The organism is Clostridiaceae bacterium HFYG-1003 (assembly GCA_024579835.1).
GTDB lineage: Bacteria > Bacillota > Clostridia > Clostridiales > Clostridiaceae > JG1575.
Genome location: CP102060.1, coordinates 3,229,306 through 3,249,162, shown reverse-complemented (window position 1 = coordinate 3,249,162; position 19,857 = coordinate 3,229,306). Strand labels below are relative to the sequence as shown.

Sequence of the window (19,857 nt, the reverse complement as noted above, 5' to 3'; positions counted from 1 at the left end):
TTCTATCCTCCTACTCGTCGCTCGTTTTCAGACCTAAACCGAGGTCTTTTAATTTTCTTTCAACTTCTTCCAGGGATTTTTTACCCAAATTCCGGACTTTCATCATGTCTTCCATGGATTTGTGAGTAAGTTCCTGAACCGTGTTGATGCCTGCCCGCTTGAGGCAGTTATAGGACCGAACCGAAAGATCCAGTTCTTCGATGGTCATCTCCAGAACTTTTTCCTTCTTGTCTTCCTCTTTTTCGATCATGATCTCCATGTCATTGTTGTTGTCCACTAACGTCATGAAGAGTTTGAAGTGCTCGATCAGGATCTTCGCAGACAGGCTGATCGCTTCTTCGATTTTGATGGTGCCATTGGTCCAAAGCTCCAGCGTGAGTTCATCATAGTTCATGACCTGGCCGACCCGGGTGTTGTTCACCGTGAAGTTTACACGCTTAACCGGCGTGTAGATGGAGTCGACTGGAATCGTCTGGAGTGAGTGTTCCTCAGACTTGTTGTTCATCTGAGACACATATCCGCGACCGCGGTCAATGGCGATCTCGATATAGAGCTTTGCGTTGTCGTCCAATGTCGCGATGTGGAAGTCCTGGTTGACGATCTCGACGTCACCGTCGGTCTTGATATCAGCGCCTGTTACTTCACAGGGACCCACTGCATCAATGTAGATGCTCTTCGGTCCGTCGCCCTGCATTTTGATGGCAAGGTTCTTGATGTTAAGTACGAGTTCAGTGACATCTTCCTTCACACCGGGAACGGTGGAAAATTCATGGAGTACCCCGTCAATCTTGACGGAGTTGGGGGCTACACCGGGCAGCGAGGAGAGAAGAATTCTTCTCAGGGCATTGCCCAGGGTGATGCCGTAACCCTGCAATAAGGGTTCCACCACGATTTTTCCATAGGTCCCGTCTTCATTGGTCTCAACGACCGTTATTTTTGGCTTTTCGATTTCCAGCATTGATTTAAAACCCTCCTTGATGATTTTGGCAACTATACGTGAGGGCAACTGATCTATTCACGTACCATGTGCCGCCCGATCGCTCGGGCGGGGTGAATGTATCCCTCAGGACTACATTCTCCTTCTCTTGGGGGGTCTGCATCCATTGTGCGGGAGCGGAGTGACATCCTTGATCATGGTCACTTCGAGTCCGGCTGCCTGGAGGGAACGAATCGCAGCTTCTCTGCCTGAACCAGGTCCCTTGACGAAGACTTCGATGGTTCTCAGGCCATGCTCCATGGCTGCCTTGGCAGCGGTCTCTGCAGCCAGCTGAGCTGCAAAGGGAGTGCTCTTTTTGGAACCCTTGAATCCAAGTGCTCCGGCGCTGGACCAGGACAGGGCATTGCCAGCCGCGTCAGTGATCGTAACGATGGAGTTATTGAAGGTCGACTGGATATGGGCCTGGCCGCGTTCGACATTCTTGCGTTCTTTTCTTTTTCTTGTCTTCTTGACATTCTTAGCTTGTGCCATTTTCCTGCCTCCCTACTTCTTCTTATTCGCGATGGTCTTTTTCTTGCCTTTTCTGGTTCTCGCGTTGGTTTTGGTTCTCTGGCCGCGGACCGGCAGACCCTTTCTGTGACGCATGCCTCTGTAGCATCCGATTTCGGACAGACGCTTGATGTTCAGAGCGATTTCTCTTCTGAGGTCGCCTTCCACCTTCACGTTCTTGTTGACATAGTCACGCAGCAAGTTTTCTTCTTCTTCTGACAGGTTCTTCACCCGGATGTCCGGGTTTACGCCTGTTTCAGCCAGGATTCTTCTGGCTGTGGAAATTCCGATTCCATAAATATATGTTAATCCGATTTCTACCCGTTTTTCCTTCGGTAGATCGATACCAGCGATTCTCGCCATATTCCTATTACACCTCCGTGTTTAAATTGATCAACTAGCCCTGTTTCTGCTTGTGCTTGGGATTTTCACAGATAACCATGACCTTCCCTTTACGCTTGATGACTTTGCACTTTTCGCAGATCGGCTTTACTGATGGTCTTACTTTCATCGTTCAAACCTCCTTATTTGGATCTCCAGGTGATTCTGCCCTTGGTCAGATCGTAGGGTGACAGTTCTACCGTCACGCGGTCGCCCGGCAGGATCTTAATATAGTTCATTCTGAGTTTTCCTGAAATGTGTGCTGTAATGCAGTGGCCGCTCTCCAGCTTAACCTGGAAATTGGCGTTGGGTAGAGCCTCTAATACCTCTCCCTGCATTTCAATTACATCGTCTTTTGACATAGGTAATCAAACCTCCTTTTTGCGATTCGTTAAAAATTGCTTGATCCGGTCATCGCCTTGTTTTGTTTCCGTCCAATCCATGGGGATGGGATTCAGGTTTTCGGTGCAGACGATGTGTTTTTTGTTTTTCCGTTTCGGTGAGCTGACGGTTTTCTGTTCTCCATCCGCCACCCGGACAAAATAGGCATCGATGATCTCCACCACCACGTAGTGCTTGCCGCGGTCGCGTCCTTTGACAGACAGGACTTCGCGTCCCAGTAATTCTTCCATGGATCAATCTCCTGATTACCAATAGTCATAAATCCGTGAGGGAATTTATAACTAAGCAGCACGATCAACGTGCGTTAAATCGTTAATGTCAACAGCTGCGGACCGTCAGACGTCAGTGCCACGGTATTTTCATAATGGGCAGACAGGCTGCCATCGACCGTTTTCACTGTCCATTGGTCCTTGAGTACTTTCACTTCATAACTGCCCACATTAACCATGGGCTCGATGGCAAGAACCATTCCTTCCCGCAGCACCACTCCCGCTCCTGGTTTCCCATAGTTGGGGACATTGGGCTGCTCATGAAGGTTTCGTCCGATGCCGTGACCTACGAAATCCCTCACCACGCCGTAGCCGGCCATGGTGAGATAGGATCCGATGGCGTGGGAGATATCGCCCAGCCGGCCGCCTTCCCGGAACATCTCGACTCCCTTGAAAAAGGACTCTTCTGTGATCCGGATCAGGTCTTTGGCAGTCTGGCTGACTTCACCCACGGCGAAGGTCCTGGCGGCGTCCCCGTGGTAACGGTCAATCATCGCTCCCATGTCCACCGAGATGATGTCGCCGTCCTTCAGAATGACCTCTTTCGAGGGAATCCCGTGGATAACCACATCATTGACCGATGCACAGATGGAACCGGGAAAACCGCCGTACCCCTTGAAGGACGGTACCGCCCCTTGCTTAGTTATAAATTCTTCTGCAATCCGATCCAGATGTGCCGTGGAGATGCCGGGGCGGATGTTCGCTTCCATCAGTCGGAGCGCTTCTTCCACAATCCGGCCTGCGACCTTCATCTTTTGGATCTCGTTGTTATTCTTGAGTATGATCATGGAGTCTGACCTCACTCAGTACTTTCACAATGTCATTAAAAATCTGATTGATGGCCCTGGTGCCGTCAACGGATTTCAAGATGCAGCGCTCATCATAGAAACTGATGAGGGGTTTGGTTTGCTCGTCGTACACATCCAACCGCTCTTCCACTGTTTCCGCCTTGTCATCCAAACGCTGAATCACCTGGTGTCCGCAGATGTCACACGTGTCTTTCTTCAAGGGCGGATTATGCTTCAAGTGGTAGGACGCCCCACAGGAGGGACAGATCCGTCGGCCGGTGATCCGGTCGAGGATCGCTTCACGAGGGACTGCGATCAGTAAGGCACAATCCAGCTGATCGTGTTTTCTCCTTAGCATTTCCTCAAGGAAATCAGCCTGCACAACCGTTCTGGGATAGCCGTCCAGGAGATAGCCGCGGTGGCAGTCTTCCTGATTGAGCCGGTCCTCAATGAGGTCCAGCGTCAGTTGATCCGGGACCAGCTGACCGGCATCCATGTATCGCTTGGCAGTTTTGCCGAGCTTGGTTCCCTCTGAAATATTTTTTCTGAAAATATCACCGGTGGAAATATGCGGAATGTTGAAATACTTGCTGATACTTTGAGCCTGAGTCCCTTTTCCTGCTCCCGGTGCGCCTAAAAGAACAATTTTCATGCTACGCTCCTATTTCAGGAAGCCTTTATAATGCCTTGTCATCAGCTGTGATTCCAGCTGTCTGATGGTATCCAGGGCCACCCCGATCACAATGAACAGAACGGTTCCACCGAAATTCATCTGCTGATAGCTCGAATCCAGTTTGCCGATCAGTAACGGGAAGATCGCAATGACAGCCGCAAACAACCCGGCGTAGAACGCCACACGGTTGAACACGCCATCCAGATAGTTCTCAGTTGCCTTGCCCGGTTTGATGCCATTGACATAACCGCCGGACTTTTGCATGTTCTCCGCCATTTCTTCCGGCTTCATGGTGATCTGGGTATAGAATACGCAGAAGAAGACGACAAGAATAGCGTAAACGAGGATGTACATCCAGGTTTCCCGGTTGAACGGGTTGAACCAGGCTTTGGAGATCGTCATGGTTTCCAGGATCTTGTTGTTCGTGAACAGCTGATACAGTGTTGCCGGGAACTCCATCATGGACATGGCGAAGATGATTCCAAGAACGGCTGACGAAGCGACGCCGATGGGGAGGTGCTGGGTCTGGGCTTTGGTCGCCCGGCCATTAACCATCCGACCGGCATACTGTACGGGAATCCGGCGTTCTCCCAGGGAGAAGTAGACTACACCGATGAACAGCGCCAGGAGCAGCAAAGTGACCAGGATCGCGTTCATGGGATTGCCGGAAGCAGTCAGTGCCATCTGCTGCAGCGTCTGCGGCAGTCTGGAAATGATATTGATGAAGATCAGAACCGAGATACCGTTTCCGATTCCATACGAGGTGATCTGATCGCCCAGCCACATGAGGAAGAATGTTCCGGCCACGAGGGTCAGGATAATCAGAATAACGGCGGATGCGCTGCGGTTGCTGACCGCGCCGGTGTTGGCGACCAGAACATAGGTTCCGTAGGCCATCAGGGCTGAGATTGCAAGGGCTGCATACCGGGTCCAGTTCTGGATTTTCTTCCGGCCTTCTTCGCCTTCCTTCTGGAGGTTTTCCAGGGGCGGAATGGCGACGGTCAGAAGCTGCATGATAATTGAGGCATTGATGTAGGGAATGACGCCCAGTGCGAACAGACTGAAGCGTCCCAGTGCACCGCCTGAAATCAGGTTGTACAGACCGAGCAGGTTGCCCTGATTGGTCAGGTTGGCTAAATCCCGTGGATCAACGTAAGGTACTGTGATGTGATTTCCAAGGCGGAAAACAAAGACGATGAGAAGCATAAATAACATTTTTTTCCGCAGTTCTTTTGTTTTCCAGGCATTGGTAAAAATCTCAAACATTATAGAACCTCCGCTTTTCCTCCAGCAGCTTCAATCTTTTCAGAAGCAGACTTAGAGAACTTACTTACCTTTACAGTTAATGCTTTTTCGATAGTTCCGTTTCCTAAAATCTTAACGCCGTCAAGCTTTTTGGAGATCACGCCTTTCTCTAAAAGCAGCTGTTCGGTCACTTCAGTTCCATTTTCAAATATGTTCAAACGATCTAAATTGATGGCATTGTATTCCTTGCTGAAAGGATTGGTGAAGCCTCTCTTGGGCAACCGCCGGAACAGAGGCATCTGTCCGCCTTCGAAGCCGGGTCTTACACCGCCGCCGGTTCTGGAATTCTGACCTTTTTCTCCTTTACCGGAGTTTCTTCCAAGGCCTGATCCGGTTCCGCGTCCAAGCCGCTTGGGGGCTTTTCTGGATCCTTCCGGGGATTTGAGCTCATGTAATTTCATCGTGTTACACCTCCTTGACTAAAAAATTATTCTTCTACCTTCAGGAGATAAGAGATCTCCTTGATCATGCCGTTGATGGCATCATTGCTCTCTTTTTCAACCGTCTTGCCGATTTTGGACAAGCCCAGGGCCTTGGCGGTCGCAATGTGAGATTTCTTTCTTCCGATCAGACTCTTGGTCAGTGTAATCTTCATTGTTCTCCTCCTATCCCCGGATCTCGTCAGCGGTCTTGCCGCGAAGCTTGGCGATCTTATCTGCGGAACGCAGTTCAGACAGGCCGTTCAGCGTAGCGCGAACCATGTTTCTGGGGTTGTTGGATCCCAGGGACTTGGCGCGAACGTCTTTCAGTCCGGCAAGTTCAAGGACTGCTCTGGCAGGTCCTCCGGCGATAACTCCGGTACCTTCCTTGGCGGGCATGATCAGAACGCGTCCGGTTCCGAATATACCGTCGATGGAGTGAGGTACTGTCGTTCCGTCCAATGCGACCTCAATGAGGTTCTTCTTGGCGTCTTCGATTCCTTTTCTGATGGCTTCCGGAATTTCAATGGACTTGCCAGTTCCGACACCAACATGTCCGTTTTCATCTCCAACGACAACGAGTGCGCTGAATCTGAAATTACGTCCACCCTTGACAACCTTCGTTACTCGGCCGATTTTAACGACTTTTTCTTTCAGGTCCAGTGTGCTTGGATCAATTCTCAATTGATGTTACCTCCTTCTAGAATTCAAGTCCTGCTTCTCTTGCGGCATCCGCAAGGGCTTGGACTCGTCCATGGTAGATGTAGCCGCCGCGGTCGAATACAACTTTGTCGATTCCGGCATTCTTGGCCTTCTTCGCTACTGCTTCGCCGACTTTCTTGGCAGCTTCGATGTTCCAGCCAGTTCCTTCAAATTCCTTATCCAGGCTTGAGGCGGCAACCAGGGTAACACCCTTTGTATCATCGATGATCTGAGCATAAATATTCTTTTCGCTCCGGTAGACAGAAAGTCTGGGACGCTCGGAAGTGCCTGTGACTTTTCTTCTCACTCTTACGTGACGTCTTTCTCTGGAAGCGGTTTTGTTTTCCTTCTTAAACATCGCGATTCACTCCTTTACTTACCAGTCTTTCCGACTTTACGACGGATCTGTTCGCCTTCGAACTTAATACCCTTTCCAAGGTACGGTTCCGGCTTTCTCCATTTACGGATATCCGCCGCCATGTCGCCGACCTTTTCCTTGTCAATTCCCTTGACAATGACTTTGGTCGGAGCCGGTGTTTCAAAGGTAACCCCTTCCAGGGCGACGATTTCAACCGGATGGGAGTAACCCAGGTTCATGACCAGCTTGTTTCCCTGAACACTGGCTCTGTAACCGACGCCGTTGAGTTCAAGGTTCTTCTGGTAACCAGCGGTAACACCGACAACCATGTTGTTGATGAGAGCTCTGGTCAGGCCATGCAGGGCACGGTCTTCCTTCAAATCGGAAGGTCTGGTTACAACGATCTCGTTGTTCTCATTCTTCTCGATATTCATTCTATTGTTAAACGCTTTTTCAAGCTGTCCTTTTGGTCCCTTGACAGTGACGACATTGTCGTCTGACACTGTGAAAGTTACACCATTGGGAATTGCTATCGGCGCTTTGCCTACTCTTGACATACTATAGTTTCCTCCTTAGCTGTAACTTCTACCAGATGTAGCAGATTACTTCGCCGCCGAGTCCTAAATTACGGGCTTCCTTATCCGCGACCATCCCCTTGGAGGTTGAGATCACGGCAGTGCCCAGGCCATTCAGAACCTTCGGAACTTCACCTGACTTGCAATATACTCTTAATCCGGGCTTCGAGATTCTCTTGAGTCCCTTAATTACCTTCTCCTTGCCTTCGCCATACTTCAAAGTGAGCTTCATCATGGGAATGATTCCCACGTTGTACTCTTCTACACTCTTGATATAGCCTTCCTGCAGAAGGATCTCCACAACGGCTTTCTTGACCTTGGAAGACGGTACTTCCACTGATTCATGCCTTGCATCATTTGCGTTCCTGATTCTTGTTAAAAGGTCCGCAATCGGATCTGTCATCATATCTTATATGCCTCCTTTCCTAAAATTACCAGCTGGCCTTGCGCACGCCTGGGATTTCGCCCTTATACGCAAGTTCTCTGAAGCATATACGGCATACACCATATTTTTTCAATACTGAGTGAGGTCTTCCACAGATTCTGCATCTTGTGTAAGCCCGGGATGAGAATTTCGGTTCTCTCTTCCATTTTTCGATCATAGCTTTACGTGCCAAATCTATTTACCTCCTAGTTCTGTGCGAAGGGCATGCCGAGGAATCTTAACAGTTCTCTGGCTTCCTCATCGGTTTTTGCTGTGGTTACGAACACAATGTCCATTCCCCGGACTTTATCGATCTTATCGTATTCGATTTCCGGGAAAATGAGCTGTTCTTTAATACCCAGCGAGTAGTTGCCTCTTCCGTCAAAGCTCTTGTCTGAAATTCCGTGGAAGTCACGGACACGGGGAAGAGCGATGTTGATGAGTTTGTCAGCGAATTCGTACATGTTCGCTTTTCTTAAGGTGACCTTGGCTCCGATGGCCATGTTCTCTCTTAATTTGAAGTTGGCAACGGATTTCTTCGCACGGGTAATGACCGGCTTCTGTCCGGAGATGATCTGGAGGTCCGATACGGCGGATTCCAGAACTTTGGAGTTTTCCTTAGCTTCGCCAACGCCCATGTTGATCACGATCTTTTCGAGCTTTGGCACTTCCATGACGTTCTTGTATCCAAACTTTTCCATCATGGCTGCTACAACTTCATTGTTGTATTTATCCTGTAATCTTGGCATATGTTACCTCCTGTTTAAAGTTCGCTGTCGCAGGCTTTGCAGTACCGTACCTTGGCACCGTCTTCCCGGAAGCGGTAGCTGGGACGTACGCCTTTTTTACAGGTTTCGCACCACAGCATGACCTTGCTGGAATTGATGGGCGCTTCCATCTTTACGATCTCGGATTTCATGGCATTCTTGGAAGCCTTCAGGTGCTTGGTGACGATGTTGACATCTTTCACCAGAACCGTGCCCTTCTTCGGATGCGCTTCCAGGATCTCACTCTTTACGCCCTTGTCGTTACCGGAGATCACGACAACTTTGTCATTTTTTCTAACATGCATTTTCATTGTCTCTCACTCCTTATATTACTTCTGGAGCCAGGGAAAGGATCTTCTGGAAGTCCTTGTCTCTCAACTCTCTGGCTACAGGCCCGAAAATACGGGTACCTTTCGGGTTCTTGTCATCTTTGATGATTACGGCTGCGTTTTCATCGAACCGGATGTAGGTACCGTCCACTCTGCGGACTCCCTTGACGGAACGTACGATGACCGCTTTCACTACATCACCCTTCTTAACAACTCCGCCTGGTGTTGCGGACTTTACGGAAGCGACGATGGTGTCTCCTATATTTCCATACCTTCTTCTGGATCCGCCCATAACCCGGATGCACATAATTTCTTTCGCACCTGAATTATCAGCGACCTTTAAAAGTGTCTGTTGCTGAATCATTTCTGACCTCCTTCCAAAGCCTTACTTGGCCTTCTCTATGATTTCGACCAGTCTAAAGTGTTTGTCCTTTGACAAAGGTCTTGTTTCCATGATTAAAACTCTGTCGTTAATCTGAGCTTCGTTCTTTTCATCATGGGCCTTGTACTTAGTGGTCCGATTAACGGTTTTTCCATACAGCGGATGTCTGACCTTGGTTTCGATGGCTACGACAATGGTCTTGTCCATCTTGTTGGAGACAACGCGGCCGATGAGAGTTTTTCTATTTTTTCTGCCCGCAGATTCCATTACTTCGGTCGCTACGGTTTCATTTTTAACTTCTTCCATGTTTTAATGACCTCCTTTCAAAGTCTACTGCTCTACAACGGAGCCAATTTCCTGTTCTCTCAGAACAGTTTTGATCTGAGCGATGGATTTCTTGACTTCTTTGATTCTGATCGGATTCTCGAGCTGACCGGTGGAAAGCTGGAACCGGAGGTTGAAGAGCTCTTTCTTCAGATCAGTCAGTCTGGCTTCTAAATCTTCAGAAGAATTCTTTCTGATTTCGTTAAGTTCTCTGGTCCTCATTACTCTTCACCACCCATTTCTTCAAAATCTTTTCTTGTAACAAATTTTGTGGAGATCGGCAGTTTGTGGGATGCAAGTCTCATGGCCTCGCGGGCACGATCCTCGTCGACTCCGGCCAGTTCAAACAGAACGCGGCCCGGCTTCACGACGGCAACCCAATATTCAACTGAGCCCTTACCGGATCCCATACGGGTTTCAGCCGGTTTTTCGGTGATGGGCTTATCAGGGAATATTTTGATCCACTGCTTTCCACCTCTTTTAATATAACGATTTATGGCAACACGGGCAGCTTCGATCTGGTTGGATGTGATCCAGCCGGGTTCCATAGCCTGAAGACCAAACTCGCCGTAGGCAATAAAATTGCCTCGGGTTGCTTTTCCTCGCATATTGCCCTTCTGCTGCTTTCTGTGTTTCACTCTCTTAGGCATTAACATGTGTCGTTCCTCCTTTCAAAAGATCCTAGTTTCTCTGGCTCTTGTCTTCCTGGTTCTTTTTAACAGGAAGGATCTCGCCCTTGTACACCCAGACCTTGACACCGATCTTTCCGTAGATCGTATCAGCCTCGGCGAATCCGTAATCAATGTCAGCTCTCAGAGTCTGCAGCGGAATGGTTCCTTCATGGTAAGCCTCGGACCGGGCAATTTCTGCTCCGCCCAGACGGCCTCCGCACATGGTTTTAACACCCTTGACTCCATAAGCTCTCATGCCTCTCTGGATGGTCTGCTTCATGGCGCGGCGGAAGGAAATACGCTTTTCCAGCTGAGCGGCGATGTTTTCAGCCATCAGCTGAGCATTGGCATCGACATTCTTCACTTCGACGATGTTTAAAACTACATTCTTATCAGGAGTCAGCGCACTGATCTCTTTTTTCAGCTGATCAATCCCTGAACCACCCTTTCCGATGACGATGCCCGGCTTGGCGGTATAGATGTTCAGCTTTAATCTCTTGGCAGCCCGCTCGATCTCGATCTTGGAGATACCGGCTGTGTAGAGCTTCTTCTTAACAAATTCTCTGACTTTATTGTCTTCGACGAGGTTGTCGGCGAAGTTTTTCTTATCAGCGTACCATCTGGAATTCCAGTCTCTGATGACGCCGACTCTGAATCCGTTTGGATTAACTTTCTGTCCCACTAGCTTTTTACCTCCTTATGCTCTTTCTGCGACGACCACGGTGATGTGGCTGGTTCTCTTGAAAATGGAGAAGGCCCGACCCTGTGCATGGGGCTGGAATCTCTTAATGATAGGACCAGGTCCAACGTGGCACTCGGTAACATAAAGGGCGTCGCGGTCCAGTTCCAGATTGTTTTCAGCATTGGCTGCTGCACTCTTAAGGACTTTGCCGACTACAACAGCGGCGTCTTTGGGAGTGTACTGCAGAATAGCCAGGGCTTCGTTGACATTCTTGCCGCGGATGAGGTCCAGCACGATGTTGACCTTCATGGGGCTCATGCGAACATATTTGGCAACTGCTTTGGCAGTTACTTTTTCCATGGCGGCGGCTTTCGCTGCTCTTCTTTCTGCTTTTTCTTCCTTGGTCAGATGAAGCTTTTCCTTCTTCACAGCCGTTTTTTCAGCGAGGCGGACGCGGCGGTCTTCACGCTTGGCTTTTGCCTTGGCGCGGCCGGCGCTGCGGCGCTCGTCCTTTTCAACGGACTTTTTGGACTTCGGTGCTTCGTTAACCACTTCGGTGGAAGGAGCCTCTGTCGTTTCTACCGTTTCATTTACGTTCAATTCATCAAACATTTAGTACTCCTCCTTCCTATCTCATTTTGGACTTTTTCTCAGAGGCATGGCCTCTGTAAGTGCGGGTGAACGCGAATTCGCCCAGCTTATGTCCCACCATATCCTCGGAGATGTAAACCGGGATGTGTTTTCTGCCGTCATGGACAGCGATGGTGTGACCGATCATTTCGGGGAAGATGGTTGATGACCTGGACCAGGTCTTGAGTACCTTCTTTTCTCCCTTAGCATTCATTTCTTCTATTTTCTTCATAAGACCTTCGTGTACGAAAGGTCCCTTCTTAATTGATCTGCTCAAGTTCTTCCTCCCTTCGAGAATTCAAGGTGAAAAGCAATCCCGAAGGATTACTTCTCATTCCTTCTCTTGACGATAAGTCTGTCAGAGTATTTTTTGTGCTTTCTTGTTCTAAGACCCAGTGCCGGTTTACCCCAGGGAGTAAGCGGGCCGGGACGGCCGATCGGAGTCTTTCCTTCTCCACCACCATGGGGGTGATCCACGGGGTTCATGACGGAACCTCTGACGGTGGGACGGATGCCAAGGTGTCTGACGCGTCCTGCATTACCATAGTTCTCAATTTCGTGAGTGGTATTGGAGACGGTTCCGATCGTAGCCTTGCACTCGATCCGGACGTATCTCATTTCGCCGGAAGGAAGTCTCAAGGTGGCGTAGTCGCCTTCCTTAGCCATCAGCTGAGCGGATGCACCGGCGGAACGGACCATCTGGGCCCCTTTGCCTCTCTGCAGCTCAATGTTGTGGATGACAGTACCGACCGGGATGTTCTTCATCGGAAGCGCGTTGCCTGGCTTAATGTCAGCCTTCACGCCGGATTCAACCTTGTCGCCGACTTTGAGTCCGACCGGGGTGATGATGTATCTTTTCTCTCCATCAGCATAGACGATGAGTGAGATGTATGCGGAGCGGTTCGGATCGTACTCGATGGTTGCGACCTTTCCCGGAATGCCGTCCTTGTCTCTCTTAAAGTCGATGATTCTGTATTTCTGCTTGTGTCCGCCACCTCTGTGTCTGACAGTGATCTTTCCATGGGCATTACGTCCGGCCTGTTTCTTCTTGGTGACAAGAAGCGATTTTTCAGGCTTGTCGGTCGTGATCTCCTCAAAGGTGCTCATGGTCATTTGTCTTCTGGAAGGTGTCGTCGGTTTAAAACCTCTGATTGCCATTGTTGTTTCCTCCTGTGATTATTATCTGGCTCACTTGCCAATAGTGGGATAAAATCCCCTTCAGCCTGGGTAGGCTTTGGTTCAGCCTGATTCCAGGTCTGAAAGTCAGTCCATTGCGGCCTGACTTACTCTGTTGCCAGAGTAATTAGTTCATGTTTTCGAAGAACTCGATGGACTTGGAGTCCTGTGTCAGAGTTACGACAGCCTTCTTGGTGTCGGGACGCTTGCCCATGTGAACGCCGACCCGCTTGTCCTTGCCAAGGCGGTTCTGAGTCTTCACGGATTCGACGGTTACGCCAAATGCCTCTTCGACTGCGTTCTTAATCATGGTTTTGTCTGCATCGACATGAACTAAGAATGTGTACTTTCTTGCTTCCATACCAGCCATTGATTTTTCAGTGATGACCGGTTTTCTGATGATATCCCAGCTTGTCAGCTTCAATGCCATTATGCGTACACCTCCTCAATTTTCTTGACTGCATCCTGAGTCAGGATGAGCTTTTCATATTTTACGATGTCATAAACATTGATGTTGTTGCAGGGGACCATGGTGATCCCTTCAATGTTTCTGGCGCTCTTGTACGCGTTCATTTCCACATCACCGGTAACGATGAGGGCTTTCTTCACGGACAGCTTCTTGAGCAGTTCAGCCATAGTTCTGGTCTTGGGAGCTTCCATTTTCAGGGAGTCAATAACCAGAACGTTCTCTTCTTTAACCTTTGAGGATAAAGCAGATTTCATGGCAACTCTCTTCATTGACTTCGGAATGGCCATTCGGTAGCTTCTCGGCTTCGGAGCGAAGACGATACCACCATGTGCCCACTGCGGTGAACGGGTGGAACCCTGACGAGCCCGGCCAGTTCCCTTCTGACGCCACGGCTTGATTCCGCCTCCGGAAACTTCCGCTCTGGTCTTGGCTGACTGGGTTCCCTGTCTCTTGTTAGCAAGGAGAGCCAAGATGACCTGATGCATTGCAGCTTCGTTGACCGGGAAATCGAACACTGACGCGTTCAGTTCCACATCGCCAACCTGGCTGCCTTCAATGTTATATAATCCAACTTTCGGCATTTTTTAGTCCTCCTTCCTAAGCTTTTACGCTGTTTCTGATCACAACGGTTCCCTTGTTGGGACCTGGGATTCCGCCCTTGATCAAAATCACGTTGCGTTCCGGCATAACCTTGACGATCTCAAGATTGAGCACGGTTCTTTTGACATTACCCATGTGACCGGGCATTTTTCTATTTTTGAAGGTTCTGGAAGGATCGGAGGATGCTCCCTGGGAACCAGGTGCACGGTGGAACTTGGATCCGTGGGTCTCAGGACCGCGGCTGAAGTTCCATCTCTTGATAACGCCCTGGAATCCCTTTCCTTTGGAAATACCGGAAACGTCAATCTTTTCGCCTTCTGCGAACACATCTACTTTGATTTCATCTTTTAGATTGTATGAGGAAATATCTTCCAGCCGGAATTCCTTCAGGAACCGTTTGGGAGTTACACCTGCCTTAGCGAATGTACCCTTTCTCGGTTTGTTGACGAGAGATTCTCTGATCTCGCCGAATCCAACCTGGATTGCATTGTAGCCTTCTTTTTCCTCTGTTTTGATCTGTACAACGACGTTTGGCAGTGCTTCAACGACGGTAACAGGGATCATTCTGCCTTGTTCATCGAAAATCTGGGTCATCCCGATTTTCTTTCCCATGATTGCTTTCTTCATTACATATACCTCCTGTAAATATTAGCGGATCGCAAAGGCTTCCTTTGCGGTCATAATGATTTTTAGGGATTACCTAGAACCATTAAAGCTTGATTTCGATATCGACGCCAGCAGGCAAATCAAGTCTCATAAGGGCATCGACAGTCTTTGGGGTCGGGTTGATGATGTCGATCAATCTCTTGTGAGTCCGGATTTCGAACTGTTCTCTGGAATCTTTGTACTTGTGGACTGCCCGAAGGATCGTAACGATCTCCTTGTCGGTCGGCAGCGGAACGGGTCCTACGACCTTCGCGCCTGAATTCTTAGCGCTGTCCACGATTCTCTCTGCGCTCTGATCCAATAAAGAGTGATCGAAGGCTTTGAGTCTGATTCTGATTTTCTGAGTTGCCATGTTTTTCCTCCTTTTCTGGTACGTATTACTTCCACGCACAACAGCGGTATCACCGTAAACTGTCCCGGGTGTGTCATCGAAAAAATGCGCACGCCGAACAGCCGATGACTCCGACGTCTCGGCTTGAGGCCGAGGCTTGCTCATCAGGAATTCCCTGGAAGTCCAGCCACCTCCTGAGTCATCGCTACTGTTTCGCAACTTAATTATTATACTACAGAAGCACCGCTCTCATCAATACTTTTTCTTCGACCCGAAAAAAAATATCTTGAAAAGGCCATACTCCCGCATTCTAAATCATCAAGCTTTCTAATTCTAAAGCAAGTCCTAATAAAAAACAACAACTTTTCAAAAGTTAGCCCAAATGAGGCCTGGAAATTCTTGACATGATAAATTATCCCTGAGTTTCCCTTCGGTCAGCCCCGTCATATCCCCAATGTGTTTCACGCTTGTCTCAGCCACTTCTTCGCATCGATCGATTCGTCAGCTCCTTCCTATTATTAAGTCAGCCCTTGGCTCCCCCTCCGGAGGATTTCTAACTGAGCATCCTAAATAAATAAAAAAGATCGGATCCCTGCATCTCCAGAGTAGTCAGGGATCCAATCATATCCTATTATGGCTTTCTAATTTAATGGTGCCTCCTCCAGGCCGCGTTTCTGTCCGCAGCAGCGTTCTGACATCATTGGCCTTACAACCGGGGAACCCTTCGATCCGGCAGCTTGATCATTCCTGTTATTCATGGACTCACCGATGGCTTGATCATTGCAGAATAAGTGCAGTTCCGGTTCAGACGGCCTTTACTCACCGGCTGAGCGAACCTGATCCGGGCGGTACTCCAGGATATCGCCCGGCTGACAGTCCAGCGCCTTGCAGATTTCCTCCAGGGTTGAAAAGCGAATCGCCTTTGCCTTTCCGTTCTTCAGGATGGAAATATTAGCCATGGTAATGCCCACCCGCTCAGACAGTTCGGTTACGCTCATTTTGCGACGGGCCAGCATGACATCTAAGTTGATTATTATTGCCATAATACCCTCCTCATACCGTCAGGTCCTGGTCGGTTTTCAGCTCAATGGCCTGACTGAGCAGTTTTTCCAGCACGGCGGCAAACACCGCAACCACCGCCGGAGCCACGACCAGAAACAGTCCGATCAGAATAATGCCCGGCGCATCATCCACTTCACCTGCAATATAAAATAGAGGAAGTCCGAGCACGTAGAGTCCGGCAATCATCCCGGCATAGCGCTTGATGCGCCGGATCGCCTGGACCGCTAACTCAGAAAACGCCTGCCCGGCATCAATGAGGCTGAGCAGCTTCAGGGCCTGAGCCAGTGCCAGATAGAAGGGAATTGCCGTCAGATATATGACCATCAGTATGGCATAAAGCACTCCGGCCATTGCCGAACTTCCTTGGGCTGCTTCCCGGATCACGATGGGATAAAGGGCGATTGCCAGGACCAGAACCGGAAAACCGATCAGAATAACCGCCAGTTTCAGAAACCAGGTTTCTTTCTTCAAGATAACACCTCAAATTCTTGACTTGTTACCTGATTGTAACACTCTTTTTATCGATATTCAATAAAATCATCTTATGATTCAATATGAAAGGCGGTATGCGCAGTAGTGGCCTGCATATAAATCAAAGGGGATCCATCCAGTCCTGACATGCATGTGACTTTTGAAGTGATCTGTGCCAGGTCATACATGTCTCGTACAGCAGCAGGCTGGTTGTTCATTTGATATATTCTGCGGCAAACCCTTTTTACAGTCATTTCCAAAATGATTCCGGTGTATTTCAGAGTAATCCGGTGGACTCGGGTATCCCCCAGCGGTCTCACCGGGGATCGCAAACCGTTCTTTTCCCACCCGCTTTTCGCCCTTATTCTATCTTTCCAATATTGGAGGTCTAATATGGAACAACCAATTATTCCAGATGCATTGCCGCTGTCCCAGGGAGAATTCCAATCCCGCCTTGCCGGCAGCAAAGAATTGATTCAAACGATTCATCCGATGCGACGACGCCTTCTGACGTTATTTGGCATCCCGATGGCCTGGTTCTTCGCCAATCATTATCTGGCGACTCCCCGAGGCTTCTACCAGGCTTTGTTCTGGCCGTTTTTCGTCCTGGTTGGCTTCTGGTTCTTCAAGGATTACCTCCGGTACCGGGACATCACCGTGGCCTTTGCCCTGGGGGCGGTTCTGGCCGGTTCCGCCCATGCCGCTCTGTATGCTTCGGTCCCGCTGTCCGTGATCAATTTTATCGGACTGCCGCTTCTGGCTGTATTCAGCCTCGTTCTGGCATTGCGAAGCCATCCGAACATGACACCTAGGCCATTCCTGACCGCTCTGGACGTCCTTCTGACCGGCCCTTTGCGCAGCTTGTACTACCTGCCTGGTTTTTTGAGAAGCCCGGGGCACAAGCCCGTCAAAGCCACCTGCCGAAAGACTGCTCAGGACGTTGTGATTGGATTGCTCATCACCTTGCCCCTGATTCTCTTCCTGCTCAGTCTGCTGACCCGGGCGGATGCCGAATTCGCCCGTTCCCTCGGGAGTTTCTGGCAGAACTTCCTGTCCGGTTTCCAACTGAGCCAGGCGGCGAGCCGGATCGTTGGCACTCTTATGGCCCTGGTCTATTTTCTTGGGGTGATCATCACTCTCCTGCTGACCAGAGACCATCCACCGATGGTAATCAGCACGGATTCCAAACACTCTTCGACGATTTCACTGGTGGTTCTCTGGTCGGTCAATACTCTGTACGCCCTGTTTACTCTGACGCAGTTCCGTACTCTGTACTTCCCCAAAACAGCGTTAAGCGCAATGAATCAGAGCATTTCCCAGTACGCCCGATCCGGCTTCTTCAGTCTGCTTCTGGTACTGGCCATCAACCTGCTCTTGCTGTGGGTGCTGTACAGCTTTACCAATGACTCTCCCCTGACGAATCGCTGGATGAAATCCGGTTTTCTCCTGATGATGCTCTTCACGGCCAACATGATTATCTCCAGTTTTTACAAGATGGGGCTGTATGAGTCCGAATTTGGCTACACTCATCTGAGGCTGTTCGTCAAGTTCGCACTAATCTTCTTTGCCCTTGGTCTCATCCTGGTGGGATTGCATCTGGCCGGCAAAAACCGCAGTCTGCTGAAATCATTGACTCTGCTGGCGCTGAGTCTCTATATGGTACTGAACCTGCTGAACCTGGACGGTCTGATCGCAGTCAAAGCTCAGTCAATTTACCAGAACCGGGGACGGCTTGATATCGCCTACCTGTCGGAACTGACAGCGGATGCCTACGGCCCCATGAAAGCCGCCTTCCAGTTTGATCAGTCCAGCGACCCCCGAATCATCGAGCTGAAAAATAAGTACACCGGCAAGATCTACCATGACCTGAATGATGAGTATCTCCTGCTGCACCCTCTGGCCAGAACGCTGAGTGAACTTCGAATCAGACCTTAATGTTCGCCCCACATAATCCAAAATGCAACCATTTCTGAAATGGAGAACCTGGTGAACTTCCCATGCTCTGTGCATGTGGCTGGTCTCTCATAAAACTACAAAAAATCAGCCTTGGAAAGCTCAAATCCTGAGAGGGACAGCTGAAGGCTGCCCGCCGAAACAGTCGATCCTACACAAAGAGCAGAGCAGCCCCCAGGCTGCTCTGCTCTTTGCTTGTGGTCAGATCCGCATTGTCGGATTCGTCTTGTCGTCGGATTCGTCTTGTCATCGGATCCGTCTTGAAACGTGAGCCCTTTTGGGTCGCTCAGCTCCTAGGAGCCAATCTTGCGGGAGAATCCCATTAAATCCATCTGGAGGTTGAATATGTCATTGGCGGTCAGCCCGGAGAGGCTGCCTCTGACAAAGTCTTTCTCGGAACAGGAACTGATTCCGTCGCGGCGGCAACCCGTTCCGGCAATAATGGTCGGAACCCCGTCACCGGAGTGATCCCGCACTTCGCAGGGAGTTGAATGATCGGCAGTGAAGGAGATCAGGCATTGCTCCAGATCAACGGCCCGCATCAGATCCCCCATCATCGCGTCAATCGCTTCGATCATCCCGATCTTTTTCTCCGGCGCATTGTCATGGCCGGCCAGATCGGTGGCTTTGATATGAACGACAACCCAGTCATATCCCTGATGGACAAGCTCAATCGCCCAGTCTGACTTTCCCTTTAAATTGGTATCAAAGCTGCCGGTGAACGAGTCGTCGGTAAACACGCTCATTCCTACAATGCCGGCGATGCCAAGCACCGTTAAATCCCCTCCGATGCAGGCTCCTCTGATCCCATTGCGTTCTTTCAGGGTCTGGAACGCCATTTTCTGACCGCTGCCCCGGGTCAGGATGACATTGGCCGGTAGCAATCCCTGGACCAGTCTGGCCTGGTTGACCGGATGATCATTGAGTACCGGTGTAGCCCGGGTGAGAAATTCCCAAAGCAGCTCAGCCGTTCTGGCGGCTTCGGCGCTTCCATCCGTTCCCTGCGGCCGGGGCAGAAGCTCCCCTTCATGAGCCGTCCCCGGATCCGCATCGCTGACCCGGTCGGACAATCCGCGGCCGCGCAGCACAACGGCTACCCGGTGCTCGGTCAGTTCCTTGACCAGGACTGTCGTTCCATCACTCAGAACCATGCCGGTCAAAGCGTCCGCCAGAGAGGCGGTACCGGTTCTGATCCGGCCGGCGCGCCGGTCAATAACAATTCCAGCCTCGTCGATGGTGGCGAAATTCCCCCGAAACGCCACGTCGCCGTCCATCAGGTCCAGGCCGCCGCTGAACGCCTCCAGCGGTCCCCGACCGGAATAGGTCACGGCACTGTCATACCCAAAGATATGAAGATGCCCGACATCGGTGCCAACCGGCTTGCCTGGCGCGATGGGGTAGACATTGCCCGTCATGCCCATCGCGGCCAGCTGGTCCAGATTCGGTGTCAGAGCCGCTTCCAGCGGAGTTTTATGATTCAATCGCGCAATGGGACGGTCACCCAGCCCATCCGCAATGATCAGCAGTCCTTGTTTCTTTCTCATAGTTGATTCCTTTCTATG

The 19,857-nt window shown here is 50.1% G+C and carries 34 protein-coding genes; 1 reads left to right on the top strand and 33 read right to left on the bottom strand.

The window, feature by feature from the left end:
* Window positions 1–10 precede the first annotated feature (10 nt).
* The 32 genes from NQU17_14590 to NQU17_14435 all read right to left on the bottom strand — a co-directional run bounded on the left by NQU17_14590 (window position 11) and on the right by NQU17_14435 (window position 16,342).
* The gene (locus tag NQU17_14590; GenBank protein UUM11820.1) at window positions 11–958 is read right to left on the bottom strand and encodes a DNA-directed RNA polymerase subunit alpha; all 948 of its coding nucleotides are present in this window, start codon (window positions 956–958) and stop codon (window positions 11–13) included.
* Window positions 959–1,069: 111 nt separating this feature from the next.
* On the bottom strand, window positions 1,070–1,468 hold the full coding sequence (gene rpsK, locus NQU17_14585) for a 30S ribosomal protein S11 (GenBank protein ID UUM11819.1): 399 nt from the start codon (window positions 1,466–1,468) through the stop codon (window positions 1,070–1,072).
* A gap of 12 nt (window positions 1,469–1,480) precedes the next feature.
* Window positions 1,481–1,849: a 30S ribosomal protein S13 gene (gene rpsM, locus NQU17_14580; GenBank protein UUM11818.1), complete on the bottom strand. Its 369-nt coding sequence runs from the start codon at window positions 1,847–1,849 to the stop codon at window positions 1,481–1,483.
* A gap of 34 nt (window positions 1,850–1,883) precedes the next feature.
* Window positions 1,884–1,997, bottom strand: coding sequence for a 50S ribosomal protein L36 (gene rpmJ / locus NQU17_14575; GenBank protein ID UUM11817.1), 114 nt, complete (start codon window positions 1,995–1,997; stop codon window positions 1,884–1,886).
* A gap of 13 nt (window positions 1,998–2,010) precedes the next feature.
* Window positions 2,011–2,229: a translation initiation factor IF-1 gene (gene infA, locus NQU17_14570; protein UUM11816.1), complete on the bottom strand. Its 219-nt coding sequence runs from the start codon at window positions 2,227–2,229 to the stop codon at window positions 2,011–2,013.
* A gap of 6 nt (window positions 2,230–2,235) precedes the next feature.
* Window positions 2,236–2,499 (bottom strand): KOW domain-containing RNA-binding protein, encoded by a 264-nt coding sequence (locus NQU17_14565; protein UUM11815.1) that lies wholly within the window; start codon window positions 2,497–2,499, stop codon window positions 2,236–2,238.
* Window positions 2,500–2,573: 74 nt separating this feature from the next.
* A complete protein-coding gene (gene map / locus NQU17_14560) occupies window positions 2,574–3,326 on the bottom strand; it encodes a type I methionyl aminopeptidase (GenBank protein UUM11814.1) in 753 nt (250 codons plus the stop codon).
* Window positions 3,307–3,978: an adenylate kinase gene (locus NQU17_14555; protein UUM11813.1), complete on the bottom strand. Its 672-nt coding sequence runs from the start codon at window positions 3,976–3,978 to the stop codon at window positions 3,307–3,309. Before NQU17_14555 ends, map begins: the two co-directional genes overlap by 20 nt.
* Window positions 3,979–3,987: 9 nt before the next feature.
* On the bottom strand, window positions 3,988–5,265 hold the full coding sequence (gene secY / locus NQU17_14550) for a preprotein translocase subunit SecY (GenBank protein UUM11812.1): 1,278 nt from the start codon (window positions 5,263–5,265) through the stop codon (window positions 3,988–3,990).
* Entirely contained in the window at window positions 5,265–5,705 is a 441-nt protein-coding gene (gene rplO / locus NQU17_14545; GenBank protein UUM11811.1) for a 50S ribosomal protein L15, read from the bottom strand. Before rplO ends, secY begins: the two co-directional genes overlap by 1 nt.
* A 26-nt stretch (window positions 5,706–5,731) precedes the next feature.
* Complete coding sequence (gene rpmD / locus NQU17_14540) at window positions 5,732–5,899, bottom strand: 50S ribosomal protein L30 (protein ID UUM11810.1); 168 nt, start codon at window positions 5,897–5,899, stop codon at window positions 5,732–5,734.
* Window positions 5,900–5,909: 10 nt separating this feature from the next.
* Complete coding sequence (gene rpsE, locus NQU17_14535) at window positions 5,910–6,407, bottom strand: 30S ribosomal protein S5 (protein ID UUM11809.1); 498 nt, start codon at window positions 6,405–6,407, stop codon at window positions 5,910–5,912.
* A 16-nt stretch (window positions 6,408–6,423) separates the two neighbouring features.
* Window positions 6,424–6,783: a 50S ribosomal protein L18 gene (rplR, locus tag NQU17_14530; protein ID UUM11808.1), complete on the bottom strand. Its 360-nt coding sequence runs from the start codon at window positions 6,781–6,783 to the stop codon at window positions 6,424–6,426.
* 14 nt (window positions 6,784–6,797) lie between these two features.
* On the bottom strand, window positions 6,798–7,340 hold the full coding sequence (rplF, locus tag NQU17_14525; GenBank protein UUM11807.1) for a 50S ribosomal protein L6: 543 nt from the start codon (window positions 7,338–7,340) through the stop codon (window positions 6,798–6,800).
* Window positions 7,341–7,368: 28 nt separating this feature from the next.
* Window positions 7,369–7,764, bottom strand: a complete 396-nt coding sequence (gene rpsH / locus NQU17_14520) for a 30S ribosomal protein S8 (protein UUM11806.1) — start codon at window positions 7,762–7,764, stop codon at window positions 7,369–7,371.
* Between the two features lie 25 nt (window positions 7,765–7,789).
* Window positions 7,790–7,975: a type Z 30S ribosomal protein S14 gene (locus tag NQU17_14515; protein ID UUM11805.1), complete on the bottom strand. Its 186-nt coding sequence runs from the start codon at window positions 7,973–7,975 to the stop codon at window positions 7,790–7,792.
* A gap of 13 nt (window positions 7,976–7,988) precedes the next feature.
* A complete protein-coding gene (gene rplE, locus NQU17_14510; GenBank protein UUM11804.1) occupies window positions 7,989–8,531 on the bottom strand; it encodes a 50S ribosomal protein L5 in 543 nt (180 codons plus the stop codon).
* A gap of 14 nt (window positions 8,532–8,545) precedes the next feature.
* On the bottom strand, window positions 8,546–8,860 hold the full coding sequence (gene rplX / locus NQU17_14505; GenBank protein ID UUM11803.1) for a 50S ribosomal protein L24: 315 nt from the start codon (window positions 8,858–8,860) through the stop codon (window positions 8,546–8,548).
* Between the two features lie 13 nt (window positions 8,861–8,873).
* Window positions 8,874–9,242 (bottom strand): 50S ribosomal protein L14, encoded by a 369-nt coding sequence (gene rplN, locus NQU17_14500; protein ID UUM11802.1) that lies wholly within the window; start codon window positions 9,240–9,242, stop codon window positions 8,874–8,876.
* Window positions 9,243–9,263: 21 nt separating this feature from the next.
* Window positions 9,264–9,527 (bottom strand): 30S ribosomal protein S17, encoded by a 264-nt coding sequence (rpsQ, locus tag NQU17_14495; GenBank protein ID UUM13532.1) that lies wholly within the window; start codon window positions 9,525–9,527, stop codon window positions 9,264–9,266.
* A gap of 63 nt (window positions 9,528–9,590) precedes the next feature.
* Window positions 9,591–9,806 carry a 50S ribosomal protein L29 gene (gene rpmC, locus NQU17_14490; GenBank protein ID UUM11801.1) on the bottom strand — a complete coding sequence of 72 codons (216 nt, stop codon included), beginning with the start codon at window positions 9,804–9,806 and terminating at the stop codon, window positions 9,591–9,593.
* Window positions 9,806–10,240, bottom strand: coding sequence for a 50S ribosomal protein L16 (gene rplP, locus NQU17_14485; GenBank protein UUM11800.1), 435 nt, complete (start codon window positions 10,238–10,240; stop codon window positions 9,806–9,808). Before rplP ends, rpmC begins: the two co-directional genes overlap by 1 nt.
* A gap of 25 nt (window positions 10,241–10,265) precedes the next feature.
* Window positions 10,266–10,937 (bottom strand): 30S ribosomal protein S3, encoded by a 672-nt coding sequence (gene rpsC / locus NQU17_14480; GenBank protein ID UUM11799.1) that lies wholly within the window; start codon window positions 10,935–10,937, stop codon window positions 10,266–10,268.
* Window positions 10,938–10,952: 15 nt separating this feature from the next.
* Window positions 10,953–11,297 carry a 50S ribosomal protein L22 gene (gene rplV, locus NQU17_14475; protein ID UUM13531.1) on the bottom strand — a complete coding sequence of 115 codons (345 nt, stop codon included), beginning with the start codon at window positions 11,295–11,297 and terminating at the stop codon, window positions 10,953–10,955.
* A 268-nt stretch (window positions 11,298–11,565) separates the two neighbouring features.
* Window positions 11,566–11,844 (bottom strand): 30S ribosomal protein S19, encoded by a 279-nt coding sequence (rpsS, locus tag NQU17_14470; protein ID UUM11798.1) that lies wholly within the window; start codon window positions 11,842–11,844, stop codon window positions 11,566–11,568.
* 47 nt (window positions 11,845–11,891) lie between these two features.
* On the bottom strand, window positions 11,892–12,725 hold the full coding sequence (rplB, locus tag NQU17_14465) for a 50S ribosomal protein L2 (GenBank protein UUM11797.1): 834 nt from the start codon (window positions 12,723–12,725) through the stop codon (window positions 11,892–11,894).
* Window positions 12,726–12,870: 145 nt separating this feature from the next.
* Window positions 12,871–13,167 (bottom strand): 50S ribosomal protein L23, encoded by a 297-nt coding sequence (gene rplW / locus NQU17_14460; protein ID UUM13530.1) that lies wholly within the window; start codon window positions 13,165–13,167, stop codon window positions 12,871–12,873.
* A 5-nt stretch (window positions 13,168–13,172) separates the two neighbouring features.
* The gene (gene rplD, locus NQU17_14455; protein ID UUM11796.1) at window positions 13,173–13,793 is read right to left on the bottom strand and encodes a 50S ribosomal protein L4; all 621 of its coding nucleotides are present in this window, start codon (window positions 13,791–13,793) and stop codon (window positions 13,173–13,175) included.
* A 16-nt stretch (window positions 13,794–13,809) separates the two neighbouring features.
* Window positions 13,810–14,439, bottom strand: a complete 630-nt coding sequence (gene rplC / locus NQU17_14450; protein UUM11795.1) for a 50S ribosomal protein L3 — start codon at window positions 14,437–14,439, stop codon at window positions 13,810–13,812.
* Window positions 14,440–14,521: 82 nt separating this feature from the next.
* Window positions 14,522–14,830 (bottom strand): 30S ribosomal protein S10, encoded by a 309-nt coding sequence (rpsJ, locus tag NQU17_14445; protein UUM11794.1) that lies wholly within the window; start codon window positions 14,828–14,830, stop codon window positions 14,522–14,524.
* 794 nt (window positions 14,831–15,624) lie between these two features.
* On the bottom strand, window positions 15,625–15,852 hold the full coding sequence (locus NQU17_14440) for a helix-turn-helix transcriptional regulator (GenBank protein UUM11793.1): 228 nt from the start codon (window positions 15,850–15,852) through the stop codon (window positions 15,625–15,627).
* 10 nt (window positions 15,853–15,862) lie between these two features.
* Window positions 15,863–16,342 (bottom strand): DUF2975 domain-containing protein, encoded by a 480-nt coding sequence (locus NQU17_14435; protein UUM11792.1) that lies wholly within the window; start codon window positions 16,340–16,342, stop codon window positions 15,863–15,865.
* Window positions 16,343–16,735: 393 nt separating this feature from the next.
* Between NQU17_14435 and NQU17_14430 the strand changes: the two genes are divergently transcribed.
* Complete coding sequence (locus NQU17_14430) at window positions 16,736–18,277, top strand: DUF4173 domain-containing protein (GenBank protein ID UUM11791.1); 1,542 nt, start codon at window positions 16,736–16,738, stop codon at window positions 18,275–18,277.
* A gap of 311 nt (window positions 18,278–18,588) precedes the next feature.
* Here the strand turns inward: NQU17_14430 and apgM are convergent, their stop codons facing one another.
* On the bottom strand, window positions 18,589–19,839 hold the full coding sequence (gene apgM, locus NQU17_14425) for a 2,3-bisphosphoglycerate-independent phosphoglycerate mutase (protein UUM11790.1): 1,251 nt from the start codon (window positions 19,837–19,839) through the stop codon (window positions 18,589–18,591).
* Window positions 19,840–19,857: the final 18 nt, after the last annotated feature.

Coding starts and splice junctions, on each gene's coding strand:
- map (UUM11814.1), bottom strand. CDS start 3,326: ATGATCATACTCAAGAATAACAACGAGATCCAAAAGATGAAGGTCGCA.
- secY (UUM11812.1), bottom strand. CDS start 5,265: ATGTTTGAGATTTTTACCAATGCCTGGAAAACAAAAGAACTGCGGAAA.
- infA (UUM11816.1), bottom strand. CDS start 2,229: ATGTCAAAAGACGATGTAATTGAAATGCAGGGAGAGGTATTAGAGGCT.
- rplP (UUM11800.1), bottom strand. CDS start 10,240: ATGTTAATGCCTAAGAGAGTGAAACACAGAAAGCAGCAGAAGGGCAAT.
- NQU17_14565 (UUM11815.1), bottom strand. CDS start 2,499: ATGGAAGAATTACTGGGACGCGAAGTCCTGTCTGTCAAAGGACGCGAC.
- rplN (UUM11802.1), bottom strand. CDS start 9,242: ATGATTCAGCAACAGACACTTTTAAAGGTCGCTGATAATTCAGGTGCG.
- rplX (UUM11803.1), bottom strand. CDS start 8,860: ATGAAAATGCATGTTAGAAAAAATGACAAAGTTGTCGTGATCTCCGGT.
- rplF (UUM11807.1), bottom strand. CDS start 7,340: ATGTCAAGAGTAGGCAAAGCGCCGATAGCAATTCCCAATGGTGTAACT.
- rpsQ (UUM13532.1), bottom strand. CDS start 9,527: ATGGAATCTGCGGGCAGAAAAAATAGAAAAACTCTCATCGGCCGCGTT.
- rpmC (UUM11801.1), bottom strand. CDS start 9,806: ATGAGGACCAGAGAACTTAACGAAATCAGAAAGAATTCTTCTGAAGAT.
- NQU17_14440 (UUM11793.1), bottom strand. CDS start 15,852: ATGGCAATAATAATCAACTTAGATGTCATGCTGGCCCGTCGCAAAATG.
- rplE (UUM11804.1), bottom strand. CDS start 8,531: ATGCCAAGATTACAGGATAAATACAACAATGAAGTTGTAGCAGCCATG.
- rpsK (UUM11819.1), bottom strand. CDS start 1,468: ATGGCACAAGCTAAGAATGTCAAGAAGACAAGAAAAAGAAAAGAACGC.
- NQU17_14555 (UUM11813.1), bottom strand. CDS start 3,978: ATGAAAATTGTTCTTTTAGGCGCACCGGGAGCAGGAAAAGGGACTCAG.
- rpmJ (UUM11817.1), bottom strand. CDS start 1,997: ATGAAAGTAAGACCATCAGTAAAGCCGATCTGCGAAAAGTGCAAAGTC.
- rpsH (UUM11806.1), bottom strand. CDS start 7,764: ATGATGACAGATCCGATTGCGGACCTTTTAACAAGAATCAGGAACGCA.
- rpsJ (UUM11794.1), bottom strand. CDS start 14,830: ATGGCAACTCAGAAAATCAGAATCAGACTCAAAGCCTTCGATCACTCT.
- rplV (UUM13531.1), bottom strand. CDS start 11,297: ATGGAAAAAGTAACTGCCAAAGCAGTTGCCAAATATGTTCGCATGAGC.
- rplC (UUM11795.1), bottom strand. CDS start 14,439: ATGAAGAAAGCAATCATGGGAAAGAAAATCGGGATGACCCAGATTTTC.
- apgM (UUM11790.1), bottom strand. CDS start 19,839: ATGAGAAAGAAACAAGGACTGCTGATCATTGCGGATGGGCTGGGTGAC.
- rplO (UUM11811.1), bottom strand. CDS start 5,705: ATGAAATTACATGAGCTCAAATCCCCGGAAGGATCCAGAAAAGCCCCC.
- NQU17_14430 (UUM11791.1), top strand. CDS start 16,736: ATGGAACAACCAATTATTCCAGATGCATTGCCGCTGTCCCAGGGAGAA.
- rpmD (UUM11810.1), bottom strand. CDS start 5,899: ATGAAGATTACACTGACCAAGAGTCTGATCGGAAGAAAGAAATCTCAC.
- rplB (UUM11797.1), bottom strand. CDS start 12,725: ATGGCAATCAGAGGTTTTAAACCGACGACACCTTCCAGAAGACAAATG.
- NQU17_14590 (UUM11820.1), bottom strand. CDS start 958: ATGCTGGAAATCGAAAAGCCAAAAATAACGGTCGTTGAGACCAATGAA.
- rpsM (UUM11818.1), bottom strand. CDS start 1,849: ATGGCGAGAATCGCTGGTATCGATCTACCGAAGGAAAAACGGGTAGAA.
- rplD (UUM11796.1), bottom strand. CDS start 13,793: ATGCCGAAAGTTGGATTATATAACATTGAAGGCAGCCAGGTTGGCGAT.
- rplR (UUM11808.1), bottom strand. CDS start 6,783: ATGTTTAAGAAGGAAAACAAAACCGCTTCCAGAGAAAGACGTCACGTA.